The sequence below is a fragment of the Ruegeria aquimaris genome (assembly GCF_025751555.1).
Classification (GTDB): Bacteria; Pseudomonadota; Alphaproteobacteria; order Rhodobacterales; family Rhodobacteraceae; genus Ruegeria_B; species Ruegeria_B aquimaris.
Genome location: NZ_JAOWLB010000020.1, coordinates 36,254 through 59,515, shown reverse-complemented (window position 1 = coordinate 59,515; position 23,262 = coordinate 36,254). Strand labels below are relative to the sequence as shown.

Below are 23,262 nucleotides of genomic sequence, written 5' to 3'. Positions count from 1 at the left end.
GATCACAACTCATGAATAAGGACGTGCTTATGGCCGACCTCGAAAACGTAATCATCAGGATCAGTGTCGGTAACGGCACGAGCCTCGGTCGAGTCACGACCAAGCAAAAGACGTGGCGCACCTTCCGGGCGATGTTCGACCCCGAGAAGGTCCTGGTCGATACGTCCTGCACCTATGCCCAATACAAGAAGCTGGATCAAGACCAGCAGGGCAAGAAGAAGCTGGCCGCCGGGAACTGGATGCCCGCGCTGTTCAAGGACGGACGCCGCAAGGGTCCGAACCAGTTGTGTCGCACGATGGTTGCCTTTGACCTCGACTATGTGACCATCGAACAGCTTGAACACATCCGCGACGGTGGAGCGCCGATCAACCAGTATGCGTGGCACATGCACACCACCCGGTCGCATTGCCCGGAGAAGCCGCGCGTCCGCATGAGCATCCCGCTCTCGCGCGAGGTGACGCTGGACGAGGCGAACGCCCTGACCCGTATCCTGGCGACCCTGCTGGCCGACGACCCCGAGGAGGGGATCGAGATTCCCGACATCGTGTCGATGAAGGCCAACCAGGTCATGTACCTGCCGTCCCGGTCGCGCGATCAGGAGTATTGGACCGACGAGAACGAGGGCGAACTGCTCGACGTGGACGAGTTCCTGATCGAGTACCCGTTCTGGGAGGACCACACCCTCCTGCCGCACAAAGAGGCGGAGACCAACCGGGGCAAGGTGGACCCGAACCGTAAGATGGAGGACCCGCGCGACAAGCAGGGCTACATCGGCGCGTTCTGCCGGACCTATGACATCGAGGAGGCGATCGCGGAGTTCATCCCCGAGGTCTACACCCCCGGCGACAGTTCGACCGAGACCCGCTACACCTTCGCCCTGGGCACCGGCTCCAACGGTGCGGTCGTCTATGACGGCGGCCTGTTCATCTACTCCAACCACGGCTCCGACCCGATCGAGGGCGCGGCGAACGCCTGGGACATGGTGCGGGTTCACAAGTTCGGACACCTCGACAAGGACGCCCCGCCCAACACCTCGCTCTCGAACCTGCCGTCATCGAAGGCGATGATGGAACTGGCGAAGGCAGATAAGGCCGTCGCGGCGGAACTGTTCGCCCACATGCGCGAGGAACTGGACGACGAGTTCGAGGACGACGAGGGCGAAGCCGATGACGGCCCCTCGATCGACGATCTACTCGGGGGCTTCGATGACGACGAGGAACCGGAGGCCGATGATGCGTTTGACGGGCTGCTCGATGACGCCGACGAGGACGAGAAGCCGAAAAAGAAGCAGGACAAGGGCAAGGACGAGGACAAGTTGGCGTGGACGGCGAATTTCCGACGCAAGGCCAACGGTGAACTGGAGCCGGTGCTGAACAACATCGCCCTGATCTGCTCGAACGATGGCCGGATCGCGCGCGCCGTCGCCTACAACGAGTTCACCCACGACCCATATTGCGTGAAGCCGATCCGGTCGAAGCTGATTGCCCTGCCGTCTCGGGAACTGGTCGGGGGCGAGAAGAAGAAGGGACGCCGCTGGGAGGATGCCGACGACGCCTCGGTCAAGCTGATCGCTTCGGCCAATAAGGCGCGCAACGGCTACGAGACCGATTTCTCCAGCCAGTCGATCCAGGAAGCCGTGCTGATCGCGGGTCGCATGAACCCGATTCACCCTGTCAAAGATTACATCCAGGCGTGTTACGAACGCTGGCTGAAAGCGGGCGCGCCGACCGGGAAACTGGACCGGATTGCCATCGACTATTTCGGCTGCCCGGATACACCGTTCCACCGGGAGTCCGCTCGCTGGTTCTTCACCGGGGCCGTCGCCCGCATCTACGAGCCGGGTTGCAAGTTCGACCAGATGCTCATCCTTGAGGGCGCGACCGGCGCAGGGAAATCGACCTGGCTCAAGGGCATCTCCGGTTGGTTCTGCCACGAGTTCCGCGTGGACTTGGACAACGTGCAGCGCACGGTTGAGGCCATGCGCGGGGCGTGGTTCCTGGAGATGGACGAGATGGTCAAGGCCAAGTCCTCGGACTCGGCCCTGCTCAAGTCGTTCCTCTCCTCCCCGGTGGACAAGATCAGGCTTGCCTACGCCAAGCGCGAGATGGAGTTTCCCCGGCAGTCCGTCATGGTGGGTACGTCGAACGAGAACGACTACCTGACCGACCCGACCTCGGTGCGCCGGTATTGGGTCTGGAAGGTCCACCCGCGCTACGACGAGTTCAACCTGATCGACCAGGACAAGCTGATGAGCGAGCGCCATCTGCTGATCGGGGAAGCCTACCAGGCGTATCTCGACATGCGGAAGGCGAACCCGCACGGCGACTTGCACCTCGGCCTCAAGACCAACGAGGCGATCCGTGAGCAGCGCCAGATTGCGGAGGGCAGCCGCCGCAAGACGGCCACCGAGGTTATCGCAGAGTTCATCCAGGAATGGCTGGACCGCCCGGTCAACCGCGACGAGATGGAGGTGCATTCGCACTCCCAATTCGACCGGGAGTTCGATGACGAGGCGGACAGTGGCGAGCGGTTCATCCGCAACATGGTCACGGCGAAACAGGCGTTCGAAGCGCTGCACACGGAGGCAGTGCTGGAGCCGTATCGCAACGCCGAGGTGCGGACCTACGGGAAGGCGCTCAAGCTGATCCCCGGCTGGACGGATTTGGGCAAGGTCGTGCTTCACAAGCAACGGGCGGTCTGGTTCCGCCGGACTAACGACGACGCCGAGTGGATCGCCGCGCCCGCTGACCCCGAAACCCGGGACACAGAAATTGACGATCTACTGAACTGAGGAGAGCACCAGAGGCATGAAATTGTTTATGACTGCGCCGAGCAATGAAATCCGCGATCTGTTCGACTGGAAAGACCGGCTGGTCGCCCCTTTCGATGTGCGCGTGGCGCTGGACGAGACGGGAATCTACGCTGGGGACCTGGAGGACCTGCTCGAGTATTTCACCGAAGAAGTGCCCGGGTACGAGGACACCGTTCCCACAGCGGCGATCATTACCCAACAGTGGGTCAACGACGAATTGGAGGGAAAGTGGCATATCATTCTGGTCCGCCCCTCCCGGCGATGGGGCAAGGGTTCGAAGGCGCGGGTCAGCGTCCGAGTCTTTGACTCGTCCTTCCATGCGTTCGAAGCGATCCGACCAGTGATCCCGCGACAGATGATCGAGATCATCCGCTAGCCCTGAAAGACCCGGCCCTGGAGCCGGGTTTTTTTCGATTCAGAGTTGATCTAGTTTTGGTCGAACGACGGGGGAGGGCGGCTTCCCGGCGCACTTACCGGGTCGATGGCTGGGTTGTCCATTGAATCGGCCAATAGGCGAAGTTTCTTGACGGCCACAAATTACCCATTAAGAATCAATAACTTGCCGGCTCTGTGTCCGTGTGTCCATTGGATTCGACCATTGTTGCCTGTCAAACGAAGGAGGGGGTGATTCAATGTCTATATCTACACCTCTCTCTCTCAATATTCTCCAAACCAAATAATTTAATGGACACATGGACAGTAGCCATAAAAATAAGGGGTAAAACCATGTCCATTAAAGTTTTCGGTCAATGGACACCAAAGGACACATGGACACTCCGGTAGATGGTGTCCCCAGGGCGGATTCCGTGAAAAAAATTCTACTGATGCCGGAATGAGCGGTCGCCAGGCAGTCCCGGTGTGCGGATACTCGGATTTCTTGGCATCAGTTTTCCGTTTTGTGCGCAGATGCGTGGACCTGGACTGTTTGGCCCAACATGACGAACTCGCCGCACAATCTCCGGGAATAAAGTGAGCATAACAGCCACAAAGCGCGGGTGTTCTATAGAGACCGCGCAGAACTCTCGAATACCGCGCTCCGCGCCACCCGCGACAATCAAATCTTCGTCGGAAGGACCCACTTACTGAATGGCGCCCTTGAAGGACGAAGCCCTGCCATGCCGGTTGGTCGAACGGTCCGGATGTCCGGTCGGCCAGACGAGCGCACAAAAACAATACCTTGGCGCGGTTCAGGGCCGAGGACATCAACCCGCAAAAGACTAGGAAGCGATTCTGAAATGTACGACATTCCGAAGGCCGATGCGTATGGCGTGGTCATGTTTAACGCCAAGGTACAGGTGCTTCTCCGGGAACCATCCGGCCACTTTGGCGGCTAACCTGACACTGCCGTTCGCGCTACACATTCAGTTGATCACTGGATAAAAGGGTCGCCCCCAATCCTCCCTCGGGTTGTCCATCATCAGGTCAACAAAAACCGGGAGCAGGAAAGAGAGTATTGCTGCACCATCGCGCACCTGTGCTCGGTTAACTCCGCTGTTCCAGGTCGATCCGCCATGCACTAGCTGGTTGCGTAGAACATAAAGGCGGTCAAAGACAAAACTGAGGACGCGAACACAGTCGCCATCCTGAAACGCCTGCCCAAAACTGCGCGAGGATATCAGGAATTTGTCCTCCCAGTCCTCGAACCCTTTTATCCCGTTCTGATGCTGCCAGAACGGGTTGAAAACGAAGCGGTTTTGCATCAGCATTCGAACAGGGCCGGAGAACCGTTGCCATAGCGCCTTGTAGATCCGGAGCCCCTCATCGTGCGTAACCAGTTTTCCAAAGTATTCCGAGAAGGCAGAACGTTCACCGAGTGCTACCGACTGGAATTCCCGCTCGTCTGCGTATGCTGCGTTGAAGGCAATCCACAAAAAGATAAAACGAGCATCCTCATCTTCGCCGCAGGCCTCTGCCCGACCTATCCAGCTGATGGCACGATGAATGCGCAGACCCATGGCTTCTGGAAACCCGGTGCGGATGGCACGTTGCTTTTCCTTCAGAGCACGGAATGTCAGGCTATCGAGCATCGGGTTTTCTCCCTTTACCAGTTCATTAAGGCAAAACATACGGCAGAGTATGGATATCCCTCACGGCAGGGGCGTGAAATCGGACCGACGATACACTGTGACCATGTCATGCAAGGTTTCAGAGGCCAGCACTTCAACCTGATGCTCCATTGGTAGAGATACCGGGCTATTTTCATACGGGCCGTGGCATTGGACTGCACGACTAGCCAGCCGTTGGGTACTGCCATGCTGATCGTCGACCGATACCTTGTCAACAAAACCAGAAGTCAGAATGGCAACTGGTTCTGGCTGTTACATGGCTTTTTCCGGTTTGCCCAGAGTGCCACTCAATTATCCACGGTCACGTCCTCGGCCACTAACTTTATCAATCGAGGGGGCAAAATCGATCAATCTCAGATATCCGTAGGATTCTGTATCGAGGCTGATACCTTGTGGCAAGCGGCCCAGAGCGGCCATTGACCAGCGGCCTCGACCGCTGCGTTGCGGTCCGTGAGACCGGACTTTCGCCGAGGGGGCGAAATCAAACGACGGGTGAATTCACACAACGCGGATGGAGCGCTAATTCGCTGCGGATGCGCCAAGGTCCGCTTCTACCAAGCTGTGGGCGGCAAAAACCATTGCGATCGGCCCTCATATCTTCAAGGTTGCTGATCCGGGAGACCAGAAGCTCGGGCTCATATAGCCATGAGAGGAGCACTGAATTCACTAGATCGCGCGCTTCTATATGAGGTATTATAAGTTTTAAGAAACACAATATGAAGCGAGTCAAATGTTCAAAAACTTACAGCGTGAACTCGAAAGGCTTGGACGGATGAAGGAGATATCCGTCCCCATCGAGCCTGACTCCGAAGGGTATCTCGACAAGGAATGCCCTTCCGAGCCATGCCTCTTCCTCTTCAAGATTCATGGTGATGACTGGTCGAACATCGTTCGAGACGAGGAGGTGTTTTGTCCATCCTGCGGGCATGTGGCTCCTGCCAAGTCCTGGTATCCGAGGGCCCAGGTTGAGGCCGCCCGAGACTACGCGCTCGGCACAATCACCAACTCTATGAACAAAGCGATGAGAGCGGACGCGGCGGCGTCGAAGCGCCGCCAGAACCGCCACTCCTTCCTGAGTATCACCTTGGACGTGAAAGGCGGACGGGACGCAGTGCTTGTGCCACTAGCAGCTGCGGAGCCGATGCGGCTTCGTGCCGCCTGTGAGAGCTGCGGTTGCCGCTATTCCTACGTTGGCGCTGCATACTTTTGTCCAAGCTGTGGTGCGAACTCTGCAAGCCACACCTTCACGCAGACCTTGAATACCATCCGCACCGCCGCAGGACTTGGGGAAACCTTGCGGAACACGCTCGGTCGTGATGAGGCCGAGGTTATGATCAGAACGCTCCTGGAGAAGGCCGTCCAAGATACGGTAATGTCATTCCAGAGGCTGAACGAGCAGCTATACGAAAGTCAGAGCGGAAAGACGGCTCGACGCAATGCCTTCCAAAATCTTGATGTGGGGTCGGACCTGTGGAGCGCGGAGATTGGGTATGCCTACGTCGATCTAATCGGACAAGACAAACTTGACCAGCTCAGGGTTTACTTCCAACAGCGCCATCTTCTCGCTCATCAGCAGGGAATTGTAGATCAGGACTACATTGATCGAAGCGGCGACCAAACTTATGCTGCAGGGCAAAGAATTATGATCCGAGACTCCGCAGTGCGAGAGTTTGCTGACCTGATTGAAGAACTCAGCGACGAGCTATCGAAGAAAGTCGGGCTATAAACACCCAGGTTTTAATGCTGACCATTTAACTTCCCAAGGAGCACTATCTGATATAACCCCACCGCCTATGGGTCGCTTCATCGTAATACGTAAAGGACCCGTTCAATTTCTCTCCATTTACTGTGAAGCGCTGAATGGCGTCAAAAATAGCGTCTTGCTTGAAGGGTATGTGGATTGCTTTCGCTGATCCATTATTCAATCTGGTGGCCAAAGTTGCAGGCCAACGATCCGATAAACCTTTCGGGTTCATCACATAGTCAAAACCTGTATGCGCAATGATTAAAGGAAGATCGTAGCTATCCACTGCTTTCTCAATTTCCCAAGATAGCACACTGCCGCTCTTTCGCGTATCATTCGACAGCACAATTAACATGTTCTTGGAAGCCTGAAGCCTCTGTCTTATGCTGGCTTGCAAGGTGGCGAGCTTACTTGTGTCCCGGACGGCACTTGCCTTCTCATGACTATTGGTAAGGCGAAAATCTGAGCTTTTTGAGGCGCTCCATCCCTGGATCGTGGCGTAATACCGGAAATCTGATTTTGTAGGGTCTTGCTGCCCGAGTCCGTCAAATGCGATGTAGGTTCCAGTTCGATTTACCATATTGGCCTCAATCTACATAGAGCACGTTCGAAGTTCGAAGTTCGAATTTAACTTGGAGGTGAGAGGAGGGCATTATACACCATTCCGCAGCGACTTTAGGTCGAGCAAATTTACTTGATCAATCTTGCTAGCGTGAACGACTATCGTAAGTTTGGCAGGGTACTTGAAGCGCATTTCACTAATGCGGAAAGTCCACAGCATTATTTTTAGCAGATCTTCATCACTAATATTCCTGTGTCCGCGGATGCGTGTAATTCCTGATCCAAATATGGGCGTCACTACAGAGCGTTGCGCATAAACTTTGTTCACTCTGTCCCAAAAATTTATTAGAAACTCCAAGTACTCCGGCATAGTGAGATTAGCCCGATTACTAGAGTCGAACTTAGACATTGCGGTCAAGAGAAAGTCGTCTTTGACAAAGATCGTGCCCAACCTGAATTTTACTGTCTTTCCGGCGGTTCGAGGCACCTCTTTCTGTAAGATTTCTCCTTCCTCAAATGGGTAGCGCTCAATCTCCGCATCTAACTCTGGAATGGTTCCATTCAACTTCGAGTTTAGGAATATGCCATTTAGAGAGCGATCACTAATCAAAGTATTATCTACAATCGTGTCGAAATATTCGTTGAATGCGATAGCCTTCAACCCTTCTTCATTAAAGATATCCCCAAACTTAACCGTCACTGTTGTGCCATCTATTTTGATAGCCACCTCTTTTAGACTATTGGCGCCCCACCATATCACAAGGTAAATGATGAACAGGACTAGTGCGAAACCGATAAGTGAGTAGAGCTTACACTCGTCTGGTATACTTACAAAAAGTAGCAATGTGGAGAGCGCGGTTCCTATGCCCGCAGCGATTTTGAAGAATGAATCGCGTACCTGCCTATCGTATATCGTTACTTTCAAACTTGCTCCCGCCAGCTACCCACTGTGTGTGAGCATAGCGATGAGATGTTGATTTGCAATCATAACCTGCATTGTCGGCTAGGCTTCGCCTCGCGGCGCCCATCGTCCCTTGGTAGAGCACGAAGGCCCAATGGAATGACCCAAACAATCCGGGGTACCTAGGCTTGCTTGCCCCGCATAACGTTTTCGCTGCATAGCTGTCGTTGCTCCTTGTCGCAGCATAGGGACTGTTGAATCTGAAGCGCGAATGGCCGCTTTCACGCCTTGACCGGATGCTTTCGCAAGAGCAGCGAATGGCGGCTTCCCTGAAGGTTTTTCGATGCGGGCCAGTAAGCGACCTGAGCAATCTCGGCCGGCATGGTGAAGACGACGTGGAAATACTCGACGGGCAGCAGGTCCTCCACCCGTGCCGGCATCCAGTCGCGCGCCGCGGGCCCCTGACACTTCGGGCAATGCCGGTTCTTGCAGGAGTTGTAGGCGATATGGTGGTGGCCGCATTTGGCGCAGCCCGCAACATGCCCGCCAAGCGCCTCGGTCCCGCAAGCCTCGATCGCCGACATCACCTTCAGCTGGGTCAGGCTGACATGCCCGGCGTTGGCCCGCCGCCACGCAGGGCCAAACCTTCGAAAGATGTCAGCGATCTCCAGCCTCGGTCGGGTCACGTCCGACGCCGGTCACTCCAACCCGCGTCGGAGGGTATGATCCTGAAGCTCCTTCAGACGTTCGAACGGGCTGACGGTGGAGCGGATCGTCTTCGTGACAACATGCGCGTAGCAGGCGGTGGTGGTCAGTTTGGCATGGCCGAGCAGGACCTGGATCACCAGCACATCCGTTCCTGCTTCCAAGAGATGCGTCGCGAATCTGTGGCGGAGCGTGTGTAGCGTCGCGGGCTTGTTGATCCCCGCCATATGCTTGGCCGAGGTGAATGCCCGGTTCAGCTGGCGCGGCGAGATCGGATTGATCTTCGGCTTGCCCGGAAACAACCAACGTTCCGGCCGTGCCTCGCGCCTGTAGTCGCGCAACAGGTCCAACAAGCCCGGCGACAGCATGACCTTGCGGTCCCGGCCGCCCTTGCCGTCATCGACATGGATCAGCATCCGGTCACTGTCTATATCCGTAACCTTGAGGTTGCAGACCTCGGCGGCGCGAAGGCCGGCCCCATAGCTGATGCCTAGGGCAGCACGGTACTTCAGACCCGGCCCGGGCACAGCGGCCATCAGGTCGCCCACCTCCTCGACGCTGAGGGCGACCGGCAATCTCCGCGGCTTGGCCCGAAACTGCATGTAGCGCTTCATGTCCTCGCACACGCAGGTGATGCCGAAGAAGAACCGCAGCGATGAAATCCGCACGTTGAACGTCGTGGCCGAAACCCCGGCATCCGTCATCTGAAGCTGATAGGACCGAAGCTCCTCCGGCGTCGCTTTATCAGGCGAGTGCCCGAGATAGGCGGCGAAGTTCTTGATCGCCCGGATATGCGCGGCCTGTGCCTTCTCGCCCACCCTCGCAGCAACCGCCCAAAACCTCCGCAAACTGGCCAAGCTCAAGCCGATGACGCCAGCCGCAGGATAACAAGCGGGGGCCACCTCCGCTTAAACCAATCAAATCAACGAAATCGCGCGAACGACAGCGCCAAAACGAACGAGTTTTTCAACGGAGTCCGCCCAAAGAGCAGAACGTGGCACTTGGCTCTGAGCTCTACTATGAGCGAAAAGAGAAACCTGGGCCCTTTTGCAGAGTTCATACTCTTTACCGCCCAGCGGATACAGGTGGCTGCGAGCGGATCACTGATAGCCGCCTCCGTCGCGGGCGTTCGCAAGAATGAGTCTTCCTAATTCTTGCCATTTTGGCGTGGGTATCTCTCCGGCTCAAGAGCAATGCCGGCCGGTGCAGGATTGGCATATGAAATCTGGAGATCATGTGCGCCATGACGGCCGCGACTGACGATATGTTGCGAGCGGAGCAGCATGAGATCCAGCGATTGCTGGGCCGGTGTTTGCTGACATTTCAGAACTATGAGCGCCTGTTGAAGGGGATCATGGCGCATTACGAATTCTCGGGGTCAGCGGAAACCCTGCAGGCGGTACGAGAGGCGCGGATCACCGAGACCGCCCGCAAAACGCTCGGAGCTCTTGTTGGCGAAATGCTCGGATCATGCATCGTTTCCGACGCGACCGCCGAACAACGCCAGATGGCCGACGACATCACCGATGAGGAAGCCCCGTGCAGTATGAGGATGTATATCGGCATCCCGGACGCGGAGTTCGGGCAACTGGTCTGCGATTTGAAAGACCTGGTGAGCATGCGAAACACCCTCGTCCACAACTTCATCGAGCAGCATGACCTTGGAACCCTGGAAGGGTGTCCCTCTGCGCGAGATGCCCTGATCCAAGCCCAGGACTGGATCGATCATCATCTCGAACAACTGCGCGCTTGGACAGATGATCTGCTTCGAGCTAAACAGCAGATGTCCGAGTATCTCCAGTCCGACGCAATCCGGAACTTGATCGTCAACGGCATCCTCCCGGATGGCACGGTGTACTGGCCTTTCGCGGGGATTGTGGACGCCCTTAATGAAGCGGCCGATACGTTGGCGGTCGATGGTTGGGTTCCTGTGAAGGACGCTGGCGAATGGATCGCCGAACGCTATCCCGATCAGGCGCCCAAACGATACGGCTGTCGCGGTTGGCGGCAGGTCCTGCATGAGGCTCGCGTCTTCGAACTGCGATACTTCGAAACTGATGGGCCGCGCTCTGCCAAGTACAGGAAACTGCGCTCCCACTGACGCGCTCCCGATCTGGCCAGGTATATCCACTTCCGGTGTACCGACACACAGGTGGCGACTGGAGCCCAGGGACGATGGCCACGTCTCTTTTTGACACCCCTCATGGTTAGTTAAGAAAGTGTAAAGGCGCTGCTTGTCGTCCGGGGGGATGGCCACGGCGCGCCACGCTACCATGAGGCCGCTTATGACAATTGATGCGTCCCGTCACGACGGGGTCGAAACACCTGTTTCCGAAAGGGAAGCCCACGAGCTCCGGGCCGAAAACCAGAAATGGGCCACCAAGCTGTTTTGGCTGGGTTGGTTCATCGAAATCGTGCTGGTCTCGGTGGGCCTTGGCGTCGCCTTCGCTCAGGCGGCCAGCATTCCGGGCGGAACAAGCCTGCTGCAAGCGGTTCCGGTCTTCGGCGTTTTCGTGGTGCTTTCGGCGGTCGAACTGGCCAAGATTCCGGCCGCGACCGTGGTCTTTCACGCGCGCGGCATGGCCCGCTACCTGGCGCTTGGCGGGCTGCTGGTTGCATCGGTCATTTCCTTTGAGACCGTGTTCAACGGAATTGAACGCTATGCTCATGTCACGACCCATCCCGTCAGCGTGGCGCGCGATCATCATGCGGCCTTGCTTGGGGAGATCGAGCAGTTGCGCCATTCCGGCCAGGACGACCTGACGGGAGACGACATTGCCCGCGCCGATGCCGAGCGGATGGCGCAGCTCGAACAGGCGCTGGCCATTCGCGACAGGGCCTTGCAGGACGCGCGCGCCGATCTTGAAAGCCAGGAAACCCGCGAGCTCAAGGCGCAGCTGGCGAACCTCATCCAGCAGCAGAACGAGGCGGGCGATCAGGCCGGAGCGGATTGGCAGGAATACATGGATGACCTGCGGTCGCGCGCATCGGATGCATCGCTCAGCAATGACATGCGAAGCTATGCCGAGCGGGTCATTCGCCAGCAGCCCAAGAAGGTCACAGTCGTCGATGCTGCCCGTGCCAAGTTCGACGCCGAGATCCTGAAACTCAACCAGGCCATCGAAGGCTCGATCACCGAACCGTCGCCGGAGGCCCTCGAAAACGTGGCGCGCAAACAGGCCGAGCGCGACGCGGCCGCACAGGCCCTGACCGCCTTCGAGCGTGACAGCAGCAGGCGGGCGGACGAGCGGACCGCGACCCTGCAAGACATCCAGTCAGACAAGGCAGAGCGGTCCCGCCAGATCGAGGCGCTGGAGGCCGAGGCGGTCGTTGCGCAACGGGAAATCGCATATGCCGCGCAACTGTCGCAGATGCATCGCTGGGCGTCCTTCGTGTTCGGGGTCGAGCCGTCGGAGGTGCAGGACAACCAGGCCAAGGCCATTGGGGCGATCTTCGGCGCTGTGCTGGGCGTTGTCGCGTCGCTGACCGGCGCCAGCGTTGCCATGTATTCGCAGTGGTTCCACGTCCGGGGCGTGCAACCGGTTGTCCGGATCCAGGAGGTGGCGGTCGAGAAGATCGTCGAGAAGGAGGTCGAGGTCACCCGCGAGGTCGAGGTTCCGGTCCTGCACCATGTGTACGTGCCGGTGCCGGTCGGAAATGACCTCGAACAGGAACTGGATGCGATTCTCGAGGCATTGCCGCCCGAGGCGGCCAGGGCCCTGCGCGATCAACTGGCCTCCGGATTTGCGGCCCCGGACGCGCTTCCGGCGAGCAGCCCGCCCGCAGACGAGGGGGTGGCAAGCCCCCGGGACAGCAGGTCCGGGCACACCCTTCTGTCGGCAAGCAAGAACGAACGATCCGAAAAAGGAGATGATCATGCGCGAGCAGCATGACACAAAAATGCTGGAACAGGTGATCAACGCGATCTCGCAGCGGCTCGAAACCCCTGCGCGTGAGATCCGGGCCGCCTCGGACCGGCTTTCCCAGGCCTCGACCGCCCGCACGCACGAAGCGGTGGCCGCGGCAGATGCAAGCGCCAGAACGGCCTTGCTGAAGGCGCAGGCGCATCGGGCCTTCATCGTGTTGACGGGGGTTTCCATGCTGGCATTGGCGATTGGCTTTGCGGTCTCGCTGGTCCTGGACGCGGGGGCAGAGAGGATCAGCCGCGCAGAGCCGTCGCCGGTCGAGGTGGCAGCGCCCGCCCCAGCGCCCGCTCCGACGCCCGCCCCAGCAGCGGTCTGGCCCAACATGCCCGAACCGAGCGGGGGCACCGGGTCCGAGGAAGCCGTCGTCACCACCAATTTCACCCTGTTCCGGGAAAAGGAAATCAAGCTCGGCACCCGGTTGTTCGAGGTGATTGCCGGACATCACTTCAACAAGGGCACCGATACGCAGTTCGAGAATGCCTGGTGCTACATCAGCGAATTCGCGGATGGCATGACGGTCAGGGTCTCGCTGGGCAACAAGCTGCCTTCCGCGTCTCCCCAGATCGAGGCCCCGAATGCCAGCGAACTGTCAAAGGTCGGCATCAGCCGGGCGGACCACCTGGCCCTGTTCAATGCCTGCCCGTGGCTGGACGGGAACCCGGATCTTGCCGCGGCGACACCGGACCCGAGCGGAGCGGCCTATGTGTTTTCCGGCGAAGTCACCGCGCAAAGCGTGGACCGCCTGATCGAGGCCGTGGACAACGGCGCCAGCCGCGTCCTGTTCAACTCTCCCGGCGGATCGCTGGAGGATGCGATGCGGGGGTTCTCTGCCCTGAAGGACAAGGACATCGACGCGGTCGTGACCGGCGAATGCTCCAGTGCCTGCACCCTGCTTTTCCTGGCCGGTCAAAGCCGGTCGATCACGCAGGAGGGCAGTGTCGGCGTGCACCAATGGCGCTCTGTCGGCGCGCAGACCAACGAGGGCGACGCGCAGTTGCTGTCCGGAACGCTTGTCGCCCTGATGAAGGAGGCCGGCGTGAGCGAGGACTTCTTCATCGCGGGCTCCTCCGTTCCCCCCGATGAAATCCTGTGGCTCTCGCGCGATCAATTGCGGGACTGGGGCGTCCTGACCTCCTGACACGGGGCGGTGCCCGCCGCGGCAGAGACTTGGATTCCCGCGCTGCTTAACCAAATATTAACCAAATCATGCATGGTCCGATGACGCGACTTCTGAAATCCATCCTGTTTTGCCTGTTTTTTCCCCTGGCCGTCCCCTTGATTGCTGGCGAGCCCGGGGAGGTGGACGGGCGCGCGAGCGTGATTGACGGCGACACGATTGAAATCCGGGGCATCCGTATCCGCCTGCACGGAATCGATGCGCCTGAAAGCGGTCAGTCCTGTCACGACGCCCAGGATCGGATATGGCGTTGCGGTCAGAAATCCGCCCTCGCGCTTGCTGACCAGATCGGGCGCTCCGTCGCCTCTTGCCTCGTCAGCGACACCGACCGCTACGGGCGGTTGATCGCTACCTGCGCTGCGGATGGTCGTGACCTCAACGCCTGGATGGTGGCACAGGGCTGGGCGGTGGCCTACCGTAAGTATTCGCATGACTACGTTGCTCAGGAACGTGCCGCCAGAGAGGCGGGGCTGGGCATCTGGCAAGGCCGGTTTACCCGTCCCGACCTCTGGCGCAAAGGTCAGCGGACATCACCGGCCGCCCCGGTGCGTTCAGACCCAGCCGAATGCGCCATCAAGGGCAACATCAATTCCAAGGGGCAGCGGATCTATCACCTTCCGGGAACGGAATGGTACGACCGCACCCGGATCAACGAGACCAAGGGAGAGCGCTGGTTCTGCTCGGAGGCCGAGGCGCGAAAGGCAGGCTGGCGACCTGCGCGCTGATCCTGCTCGGATCAACCGAGCCACCTCCCGCCAGTTGAAATTGACGGATGTGGTCTTTTTCGACTGACGGTGTGCAATGCTCCATTTCCAGACTGATGAGTTCAGGAATTGGACCCGCGTTCAACGTGGACATGGACATGGTATGGTGCGGAAGCGTTAACAACGACCGTGTCGCCTTCACGTGCTCCGGAAGCCAAAAAGAACTGCCGTACCCAGCCGCGCTTCCGGAACATTCGTTTGGTTCGGTCGATGTCCGTCATTACCGTTGAGGGGCCACCCCAATCCACGGTGATATCTCTGGAGCCTGCATCCTCCTTGCTGCTTCCGCCGATGCTGTCGGCTGGGAACTTGTCGAGGAAATCTCCAATGTAAAAGTGACTGTTCCGAAGGTTTCCACCGGTTATCAGGCTTCGGCCGAGAAGGTGCCGTGGGGCTTCGGGCAAAGGATGTGCCGGCGCTGCTGGTGTTTGTTGCCTGAATGAAGCGTCTGTGGTCGGGTGACCCGAGGCCTTCATGACAAGGCTCGTGTCGAGCGTAGGGCTTGGAGTCGCGATGGTGTTGCAGGCAATCGTCGATGTTGCTTCGAGTGCTTCAGCCAAGCGGGTTGAAACCTCATCCGAAAACAGGACCCAGATAACCGCGCCACTCTTGTGTTCATAGGAAACCGGGTGCTCAAGTGGTTGGATGTTGGCAAGTTTCCAGGGGACGACCCATTTTGAGACCGCACCGCTACGGATCATGGAGTCCGGGATGCGGTGATGGTCCTGCGAAGCAATCATTTCGGAGGGGCTGAGAGCCTTTCCACAATCGACGAGCCTTGCCAGACCCACAACCAGCCCGCTCCCCTTGCGGATCAGGCCGAACCATCCTCTATGCGACGTTGCCTGCGAACGCATTTCCCAGTCTTTTCGGCCTTCGAGAATGTGCCCGATCCACGGTTCGTCAATTATCAGGCCACGCTTAACTATCATCTGCTTGTCTTTCTGTTCAGGAAATCATGACAGTTCCCAGGCGCCCTGAGCATCAGGGTTGGGTATCGGTAATCCGTCGCGCCGAAACTGTTCGGCCATACTGTCCGCGATCACTGCGTGTTGGCCTCGCTCGGGGGACGCTACGGCTGCGGTCAGCCCGGATACATCCGCGGCGCTGTCGCCCATGGGCCAGAGCGCCTGTTCTGCGAGCTTGCGTTTGCGCTGCATGAGGCTTTGCAAGAGGGCATCAAAGCTCTGAGCTCCCAGCTCCGGGTGCAGTGCCATCGGGATATGGACCGAGACAGGTCGCGCCTGGCCGATGCGGTGGACGCGGTCATTGCACTGTTCCTCGACCGCCGGGTTCCACCAGCGTGACAGGTGAATGACGTGGGTGGCTGCGGTCAGGGTCAGGCCGGTGCCAGCTGCTTTTGGTCCGAGGATGAGCATGTCGAAACCCCCGTCCGCCGTCAGGTGACGCTGGAAGCGGTTGACGATTTCCTGACGTCTTGGAATAGGCGTGTCGCCGTTGATTACGTCGATCTTTTCCAGCCCGAACAAGTGGCGGACGATTTCGGCAAAGCGGAACTGCATGTCGCGATGTTCGATGAAGACCAGCACGCGTTCTCCCGCGTCCCTGATCCGATGCAGGATATCGATCACCGCATCCAATCGGGCGCTCTGAGAAATGAACTCCTCGGGCGGCACTGCTTTCGCCGCTCCGGGGTGGACCGAGACAGAGCGGATGTGGTGCAACATCTTCAGCGCGGCTCCAGGCCCGCCATTGGCGAGTTTAACCTGCGCGAGGTCATAGGCGTCAGCCTGCACCTTGGGCATCAGGCGCGGATGAAGGAAACGGCGCTTCTTTGGTAGGTCACGCGCAACCTCATCTTTCAGGCGGCGGAGGCCGAGTGGCGGCACTGATCCGCGCGGCTTGAAAACACGGGCGTGGAGCTCAGCCATGTTCTTGGAGTCAGGCGTCGCATACTGTGCCTTGAACTCCGATCCGGACCCGAGGCAGCCCGGTGCTATCCGGTCCATAATGGTCCAGAGGTCGATAGCCGCATTCTCGATCGGGGTACCAGTCAGGCCGATCCGGAAATCCGCATTCATGGCCTCGACGGCCTTGGAGGCCAGGGTGGCCCGGTTCTTGATGTTTTGAATCTCGTCCATGACAAACGCGGAGAACGGGATTTTTCCAAGCGAATGTTGGTAGTTGGCGAGAGTGGTGTATGTTGTGAGGAGCCAGTAGCGGTGCGCGCGCCCCTCTTCGAAAGCCTCGTCAAGCCAATCGAGATCCAGTTGAGGAAGGCCGGATTGTGTCTCCGTACCGCGCGCGTCGTGTCGTTTCTGGGAGCCAAGCGAAGACCCATATAGGCGGATCAGGGATCCGAAGCCGCGCCCTTCGACGTGTATTCCAACTTCCTGTTCCCAGTTCCGGAGCAGCGAGGTCGGCGCAACCACGAGGATCGGACCCCGGTTTGCCGCAGTGGGTTGCTTCATGTGCTCTTTCAGCCAGACGAGGAACGAGATGGTTTGGAGGGTCTTTCCAAGGCCCTGTTCGTCGGCGTTCAGAATGCCGGGAAGTCCCGCTTTCCAGGCCTCCATCGCCCAGTCAAAGCTGACCTGCTGATGCTCGCGGAGCGGTGTGCGGATGGTCTCGGGCAGAACGATGGGGATGGAAGGCGTGCGCGGAGAAAGTTTGGCCTCCCAGGTCAGTTCATCGAAGTTTTCCTTGGTCTCGAGGATGATCGGCCCCTCGGCTTCATCTGGTTTCTCACCATCTTCCTCTCGGAAGGCGACGAGCGCCTCACGTCTCTGGATCTCGCCCTCGATGGCGGCAAGACGGGCAGGGGTGATCTGAATTGTCTCTCCCGCGATCTCGGCGGAGGTGTCCGTGTCGCTTTCGAGAACTGTGGCCATGTGGTCGCGCAGTGCCCTCAGTTCGGGCTCAGGCATGGACTGGATCGCTTCGACCAGGTGCTGGGCAAAAGCTTCGGGCAGCCACGTGGTGCCACTGCCTTCGCCCATCTCCGAGGTGCGTTTGTAGACGATCACCCCCGTTACCCGGTCCGAGTACTCCCGGCTTTCGATCAGCGCTGGACCGGCGATCGCCTCCACCATCTCGGCCTGCTGCGCGTCATCCAGCCCGTCCAGTTGCCCGGTCCTGGCAAGGTGCTGGTTGACGGCCTCAGTGATGAAGGCACGTGGGTTCTCGATAAAGGCGCGTCGCTCTTCACGCGGGGCTTTTTGGATGCGGACCATTTCCTCAAGCACCGGTGCCGCGCCCTTGTCGATGACAAGGTATGCGTTGTTGCCAAGCCGATAGGCCGGTTTCGCGCCATGCTGGTGCAACCCGAACTGGAAGACGGCCAGCGCCTCTCCGCTCAGTTCGGCGTTTTCCTCCGAAATGTCGTCGGTCAAACCCGCGCTTTCCAACCGCTCTGCGGAATAGGGCACCACTTCGAACTGTCCAAGAGCCTTGTCCGGCGAGATGGAGAAGCGGTCGGCGATGCGCACCTCGAGGCCACGCAGAAAGGCGGTCATCGAAAGGCCGGCCATCTCGCGATTGGCAGGCATTTCCGAGTCGATATCGGAACCCGGCTCGATGGCACGGCGGAACTCGGCCAAGGCCCGCCAGTGGTCTTCTATGGGCTGGGTGGCGTCGAACCCGTCAGCAAGATCCAGCGCGCGTTTCATCCAGAGCGGAATACGGCGCGGCCCCTCGGATGAGCGAAGGATCGCGCCGGTGCGCTTCGGTGTCTCGCGCTGCCCCTGGCGGAACCATTCGTAGTGGAGTTTGAAGTCCGGACGCCCCAGGACACCGGTCACATCCGTTCGCAACATCAGGTCGACGGTGCGCGGCAGGCCCAGCGCATCGGCTGCCGCGGCAGACAGGCTGGCCGCGGCATCATGGGAAATGCGGAGGAGATCCGGTGCAACCGTGACTTCACCCGGGTGACTGTCCTCCCATGCACGCAGGTCGCCAATCGCAAAAAGCAGGTCGCGATCTTCAGGCGCCAAGTCGGTGAAACTGCGCGCGGATGGTTTGACCATGAGGCGAGAGAGCAGCCCCTGCTTTGCCTGAGGGAAGCGGATCTCGATGGCATTGTCGAATACTGTATGGATAGGCGCGGTATCAGACATTTTGGAGGACCCACTGAGACCAATGGTAAATTGAATTGTGCGGTTTCGAGTTGCGCGATGCCCTCATTATGTCATCGCAGTAGTACTCGCGCTGGTATAGTTTCGGAGCTCCCTTATCGTCCAAGCGGAAAATGTGTGTCTTGTAGCTATGGCATCCATCGACGACGATCTTGTTGCCGATCCGCATGATCAATAGTGAGGTGCTGCTGCCTCGGTCGAGCTGACGGCCGAAACGGCGGTTCATGTCTGTCTTGCCACTGCGTATCAGGTTCTGTTGAGCATAGCGGCGTGCCTCCGAGCCGAAAGCAACCCAAGCCTCATCTATCATCTTGTCGTCATAGAGTTTCAGCCAGAAGTCCCTGCGCGGTGGCCACATGTGGCTGTCCTGAGTCGCCGTGACCATATCGCAGAAGAACTTCATGTCTTGATGCGTCAACCAACGCAGTAGGACGGACTTCAAGTCCGGATCAAACCCAGACCAGATGCCGCCGTTATGCAGGCGCGGATCGTTCCAGCCGGCAATGATCTGCTCTGACAGTTCGTTGCGCAAAGCGTCCGTCGGTGTTCGGTTGCGCCAGACAGACAGGAGGGCCTCGACAGCAGGGCCGGCTCCCGCCTGAAGGACCGGCCCGTTTTCAGGTGTCAGCCAGTTGAAGAGCTTGGACCGTGCTTCAGGTTTTGCAAGTTCCGGGGCCAGGCGTTCGACGAATGTCTTGTGTGCGGCCTTTGCAAGTCCCGAAGTATGAGGGCTGCTAAGGCCCATGGATTTGAGAGCCTTATATGGGTCGTCTGAACCTAGCATGATTCTCGCAAGGTCCAGTGGCGCTGCATCAGGTCGAAACAGCGAGGGCAAGGTTTCAGTCAGTTTGCGATGTCGCCCCCCGAGTTCGGTACTGCGCTGCCCAAGTGCCTGGGCGAGGAGCCGTGTATGGGAGGCACCGGGTTCGAAACTGTCGATGTAGACGCCAACCATTCCGTCAAGGAAGGCACCGGGTTGACGTGTCGCAATCTCCGAAAGATAGAAAGTGTGTACGGGTGCCAAGTCCGACCGTGTTCGCCTTTCTTCATCGAAGACGGCCACTGCGGCCGAGATCACGCGCTGGGTGGTTATGTTTTCCCATTTCCAGTCCTGGACACGAAAGAGCATGTTCAAGGCGAGCTTTTCGCGATCACGATCCTCGGGTGTTTTTATGGCGTCGGGCCATCGGGAGAGAATGTCTTTAACTGAGCGGCGGATCTGGTCCAGTGGCGGCAGAACACGTTTTCGGAGCGGGTTCGGCCGGCCAAGTAGGGCGTGTATGCTGTTCGCATTTGCCGGTTCGTTGCTCACTGCCGCTCTCCTACCGCCTGAAGGGCTTCGCGGATGACCTGAATCCCACCGGTGTCCTGCGGCGTCACCATGATGAAACGTAGGTCGATGCGGCGGTTGGTGGCCCGGCCCTCGGCCGTATCGTTCGTCGTGACGGGACGGTCAGGACCGTAGGCTGCGACGGAAAGTACAGGCTGCCGCTTCAGATTCAGATGCTGCATCACGCCTTTCGCTGCTCCGGTCATGGCAAAGAACGTACTGTTGGCGCGCGCAGCAGACAGGGACCGGTTGACTTGGTCTGTTCCCCGGTTGTCGGTATGGCCCTCGATCTGGACAGCCTCCACCAACGCAAATGCCGGGTTGCAGGCCTCGTCGAAGCGCGACGCGTCGCCCAAGGTGAAACAGGGAAGGATTTCGTCCAGCCGCTCGGCAAGCTTCGAGACAATTGCCGCCTTGTCGCGTGCTAGGTTCGACCGACCTGATGCAAACAGCCCTTCGCCCTGGAACCGAAGGGCGTCACTCTCCTCGCTCAATTCGACCTTGAGGTCCGGGAAATCGGCAAGGATGGCGTCGCGCAGGCGGGTCAGGACTTCTCGCCGTGCTATTGAAACGCGCGCCAGGTAGGCCTCGAGGGGATCGACCTTTTTCAATTCGGCAAGTTGCGCCTGCAACTTCTCGATTTCCTCATCTTTTTCCTTGATCTGTTTTTCAAGGTTTCGGATTCTTTCCTGCAGGTTCAGGACAAGCTCCTCGAGTTCCCTGACACGCTGTTTCAGAGCTTCGTTGTCGGCTTTGAGGGATGCGATTTCGGCTTGAAGGGCATCCCTTTCTTCGGTCAGCGCCTTAACCTGTGCATTGAGTTCGGTAACCCGCAACCTTAGCGCTTCCAGTTCCTTCTCGAGGCGCGCAATGGTTTCAGCACGGGTTTCCGCCAAGGCGCGCCACTCATCGCGCTGCTCGACCATTTCATCGAATCGGCTGAGCGGAACTGTCTCGGTCTCGCGTGCCTGGCTGGCAAAGAAGGCCAGCAGGATCATCATGATGAACAGGAATCCGACAGTCATGTCGGTCATCGAGACGAAGGCGCTTTCTTCCTCTTCTTCGTGCCGAATTTGCTTTGCTTGCGCTCTCATGAATGGCCTCGGGGCTGTCGCGGGATGAAGGCTTCAGCTTGTTCAACGACACTCTTGAGGGTGTCCAGGCCTGGTGCCAACGCATCACGCATCTGACCAACGTGATCCTGGGCTGAACCAAGGGCTGCATCGAGCTGTGCATTGTATTCCTTGAGCGCACGCCCCAGCATTTCGTCGATCTGGTCCAGCTTCTCAGCCTCGTCTGACAATTGTTCGATAACCGCTCGGGTGGCTTCGAGGTTTCGGCGGATGCCTTCGCGTTCGGTGCCAAGCGCCGTCTGGGCGCTTTCCAGCACATGAGCCGCGTTTTCCGCAACTGATGCGGAATTCTGCATCAAGGTTTCCGAAACCGTCTCGACCAGGTCGCCCACGCGGCGCAGGGTGTTTTCGATCCGCTCTTGAGAGGCCCGGATCGGCTCGGCTGCGGCGGTCAGGCTCTGGCTGGCGCTCCGGAAGCCTTCGGACGCACCCTGGATGGCATTTGCACCTGTGTTCAATCCCTGTGCGGCGCTTTGGGCTCCGGATGCCCCCCGCTGTACCGCTTCGGCCATCTCGGACAGACGGGTGCCGATGTCCTCTAGGCGCGAGAGGAGTTTTTCACCGATCACGTCGCCCATCTCAGTGCCAAGTTTTGCTATGTCCTGGCTGGTCTGATTGAAGCTGTCGAGAAGTGCGCGGCCGGCGCCTGTGATCGCTTGGCCCGCCTCGTCAGTACTTGCCGCTATGCGCTGTCGTGCGGCTTCTGCACTATCCTGGCTTGCGCTTTCAAGGGTATTCCGGAAACCTTCGGCCGCGTTCTTCATCTCATCGGCTGCTGCCCGCATGGCCTCGGCTCCTTGGCCGGTATTGTCCCGGATGCTGGACAGAGTATCGTTCATTACGGAGAGCAGGCGATCAGCGCCTTCGTTCATTGCCTGAGATGCTGTTTGCCCGCTGGCGGCTACTTCGGAGCGCATTTCCGCCATGGCCCGCGCCATCTGGTCCAGGGCATCACGGAGCCCATCTCCGGCCAGCGAATTCGAGGTATTCATGCGGTCAACCATCAGCCCGATCCGGTCGGTTGCTTCGCCCAGCGACTCGCTTGCTCGGGTCAGGGCGTTTCCGACGGAATGCGACAGTTGTTGGGACAGGTCACCGACCAGACCTTCCATGTTGCTGGTTCCCATGGTGGAAACACGGTCAAATATTGGATCCATCTTGTTGGAAATGGCGGTCGTTATGGCCTCGGGCAGGGCGTCAAGAGGCTCTCGGAGTTGCGCAATCATTCCAGTTCCAATTTCACGCAGGTGCTCGCGCTGTTCTGTTGCTGCGCGAAGCTGCCGGAACCCGATGTCTTCAAGGCTTACAAATACCAGACGGCGTTCGATCCCTGAGCACAGATGGTTGAGAGCTGCTTCGATCCGGTTTTGCCTCGCGCGGAGCAAGAACGTGAAGAGGATCGAGCAGAACAGACCGACCAGCGACATCACAAATTTGGCCGAGGCAATCTGCATGAAGTCCTGCATGGCACGGTCCATGCCGCCGGATCCCGCATTCAGGGACTGCGAAAACTGGTGCAAGGCTGCGACCAGCCCGAGGAAGGTGAGCAGAAGACCTGCGGACACGAAGGTATTTGGAAGAATACGATAGATCCCCGGGCCGAACTCGAGATCCTCGACATTCAGAAAAGACGCAGGGCGGATCGAATTTCGCAGGCGCAGAGGTCCGTCAAGGTCATCGGGAACCACTGTTTCATTGAATTCGTCAAATGCTTCCCAGACAGCTTCGCGATCGCGATTGGTCCGGTAATTCTCTCGAAGCGACGCACGAAATTCGTCATAGCCCTCGGCGAAGAATTCGATGCCATCATGCTTGCGCACCCGGGTGTCCAGTTCCTTTACGGCCCCCACTTGCCGAGACGTCCGGCGCAGGTAAAGGATCCCCGCAATGACCGTGAGCAACAAAAAGAGACCGGCCAAATAGCCGGGACGACTATCGGATAGAGTCAAGGCTTCTGCGAGGGCGATGATGCCGTCTTTCAGAAAAAGGCCAAGGTCATCACCAAACTCGAATTGCACGTGCTACTCCTGTCGAATTCGTTTCAGTTG

Annotated in this window: 17 protein-coding genes and 1 pseudogene; 8 read left to right on the top strand and 10 right to left on the bottom strand. The window is 58.7% G+C overall.

The genetic code is table 11. The annotated features are described in order from the left end of the window. Positions 1-11: 11 nt before the first annotated feature. On the top strand, positions 12-2,792 hold the full coding sequence (locus OE747_RS20320) for a virulence-associated E family protein (RefSeq protein ID WP_263830305.1): 2,781 nt from the start codon (positions 12-14) through the stop codon (positions 2,790-2,792). A 28-nt stretch (positions 2,793-2,820) separates the two neighbouring features. Further along, complete coding sequence (locus OE747_RS20315; protein WP_263830304.1) at positions 2,821-3,189, top strand: hypothetical protein; 369 nt, start codon at positions 2,821-2,823, stop codon at positions 3,187-3,189. Between the two features lie 985 nt (positions 3,190-4,174). Here the strand turns inward: OE747_RS20315 and OE747_RS20310 are convergent. Then, on the bottom strand, positions 4,175-4,840 hold the full coding sequence (locus tag OE747_RS20310; protein ID WP_263830303.1) for a HEPN domain-containing protein: 666 nt from the start codon (positions 4,838-4,840) through the stop codon (positions 4,175-4,177). A gap of 225 nt (positions 4,841-5,065) precedes the next feature. Here OE747_RS20310 and OE747_RS20305 point away from each other — a divergent pair, with 225 nt between their 5' ends. Further along, a complete protein-coding gene (locus tag OE747_RS20305; RefSeq protein ID WP_263830302.1) occupies positions 5,066-5,299 on the top strand; it encodes a hypothetical protein in 234 nt (77 codons plus the stop codon). 310 nt (positions 5,300-5,609) lie between these two features. Continuing rightward, positions 5,610-6,605 (top strand): hypothetical protein, encoded by a 996-nt coding sequence (locus OE747_RS20300; protein WP_263830301.1) that lies wholly within the window; start codon positions 5,610-5,612, stop codon positions 6,603-6,605. A 43-nt stretch (positions 6,606-6,648) separates the two neighbouring features. Here OE747_RS20300 and OE747_RS20295 read toward each other — a convergent pair whose 3' ends face one another. The 4 genes and pseudogenes from OE747_RS20295 to OE747_RS20280 all read right to left on the bottom strand — a co-directional run bounded on the left by OE747_RS20295 (position 6,649) and on the right by OE747_RS20280 (position 9,608). Continuing rightward, complete coding sequence (locus tag OE747_RS20295; protein WP_263830300.1) at positions 6,649-7,203, bottom strand: TIR domain-containing protein; 555 nt, start codon at positions 7,201-7,203, stop codon at positions 6,649-6,651. 72 nt (positions 7,204-7,275) lie between these two features. After that, positions 7,276-8,109, bottom strand: coding sequence for a macro domain-containing protein (locus OE747_RS20290; RefSeq protein WP_263830299.1), 834 nt, complete (start codon positions 8,107-8,109; stop codon positions 7,276-7,278). A gap of 326 nt (positions 8,110-8,435) precedes the next feature. Further along, positions 8,436-8,771: pseudogene (locus tag OE747_RS20285) on the bottom strand (IS91 family transposase); the annotation flags it as partial. 12 nt (positions 8,772-8,783) lie between these two features. Beyond that, positions 8,784-9,608 (bottom strand): tyrosine-type recombinase/integrase, encoded by an 825-nt coding sequence (locus OE747_RS20280; RefSeq protein WP_263830298.1) that lies wholly within the window; start codon positions 9,606-9,608, stop codon positions 8,784-8,786. Between the two features lie 425 nt (positions 9,609-10,033). Between OE747_RS20280 and OE747_RS20275 the strand changes: the two genes are divergently transcribed. The 4 genes from OE747_RS20275 (at position 10,034) to OE747_RS20260 (ending at position 14,618) form a co-directional block, all read left to right on the top strand. After that, positions 10,034-10,891, top strand: a complete 858-nt coding sequence (locus tag OE747_RS20275; RefSeq protein ID WP_263830297.1) for an OST-HTH/LOTUS domain-containing protein — start codon at positions 10,034-10,036, stop codon at positions 10,889-10,891. 184 nt (positions 10,892-11,075) lie between these two features. Continuing rightward, positions 11,076-12,683, top strand: coding sequence for a coiled-coil domain-containing protein (locus OE747_RS20270; protein ID WP_263830296.1), 1,608 nt, complete (start codon positions 11,076-11,078; stop codon positions 12,681-12,683). Then, positions 12,667-13,854, top strand: coding sequence for a COG3904 family protein (locus OE747_RS20265; protein ID WP_263830295.1), 1,188 nt, complete (start codon positions 12,667-12,669; stop codon positions 13,852-13,854). Before OE747_RS20270 ends, OE747_RS20265 begins: the two co-directional genes overlap by 17 nt. 80 nt (positions 13,855-13,934) lie before the next feature. Continuing rightward, the gene (locus OE747_RS20260; protein ID WP_263830294.1) at positions 13,935-14,618 is read left to right on the top strand and encodes a thermonuclease family protein; all 684 of its coding nucleotides are present in this window, start codon (positions 13,935-13,937) and stop codon (positions 14,616-14,618) included. A 101-nt stretch (positions 14,619-14,719) separates the two neighbouring features. Here OE747_RS20260 and OE747_RS20255 read toward each other — a convergent pair whose 3' ends face one another. Genes OE747_RS20255 through OE747_RS20235 form a run of 5 tightly spaced genes read right to left on the bottom strand, consistent with a single transcriptional unit; the run spans position 14,720 to position 23,232 of the window. Beyond that, on the bottom strand, positions 14,720-15,589 hold the full coding sequence (locus OE747_RS20255) for an ASCH domain-containing protein (RefSeq protein ID WP_263830293.1): 870 nt from the start codon (positions 15,587-15,589) through the stop codon (positions 14,720-14,722). Between the two features lie 24 nt (positions 15,590-15,613). Then, positions 15,614-18,733 carry a DEAD/DEAH box helicase gene (locus OE747_RS20250; RefSeq protein ID WP_263830292.1) on the bottom strand — a complete coding sequence of 1,040 codons (3,120 nt, stop codon included), beginning with the start codon at positions 18,731-18,733 and terminating at the stop codon, positions 15,614-15,616. Then, positions 18,726-20,063: an EH signature domain-containing protein gene (locus tag OE747_RS20245; RefSeq protein ID WP_263830291.1), complete on the bottom strand. Its 1,338-nt coding sequence runs from the start codon at positions 20,061-20,063 to the stop codon at positions 18,726-18,728. Before OE747_RS20245 ends, OE747_RS20250 begins: the two co-directional genes overlap by 8 nt. Then, positions 20,060-21,175 (bottom strand): OmpA family protein, encoded by a 1,116-nt coding sequence (locus OE747_RS20240; RefSeq protein WP_263830290.1) that lies wholly within the window; start codon positions 21,173-21,175, stop codon positions 20,060-20,062. The genes OE747_RS20245 and OE747_RS20240 overlap by 4 nt, the downstream gene beginning before the upstream one ends. Further along, a complete protein-coding gene (locus OE747_RS20235; RefSeq protein ID WP_263830289.1) occupies positions 21,172-23,232 on the bottom strand; it encodes a hypothetical protein in 2,061 nt (686 codons plus the stop codon). Before OE747_RS20235 ends, OE747_RS20240 begins: the two co-directional genes overlap by 4 nt. Positions 23,233-23,262: the final 30 nt, after the last annotated feature.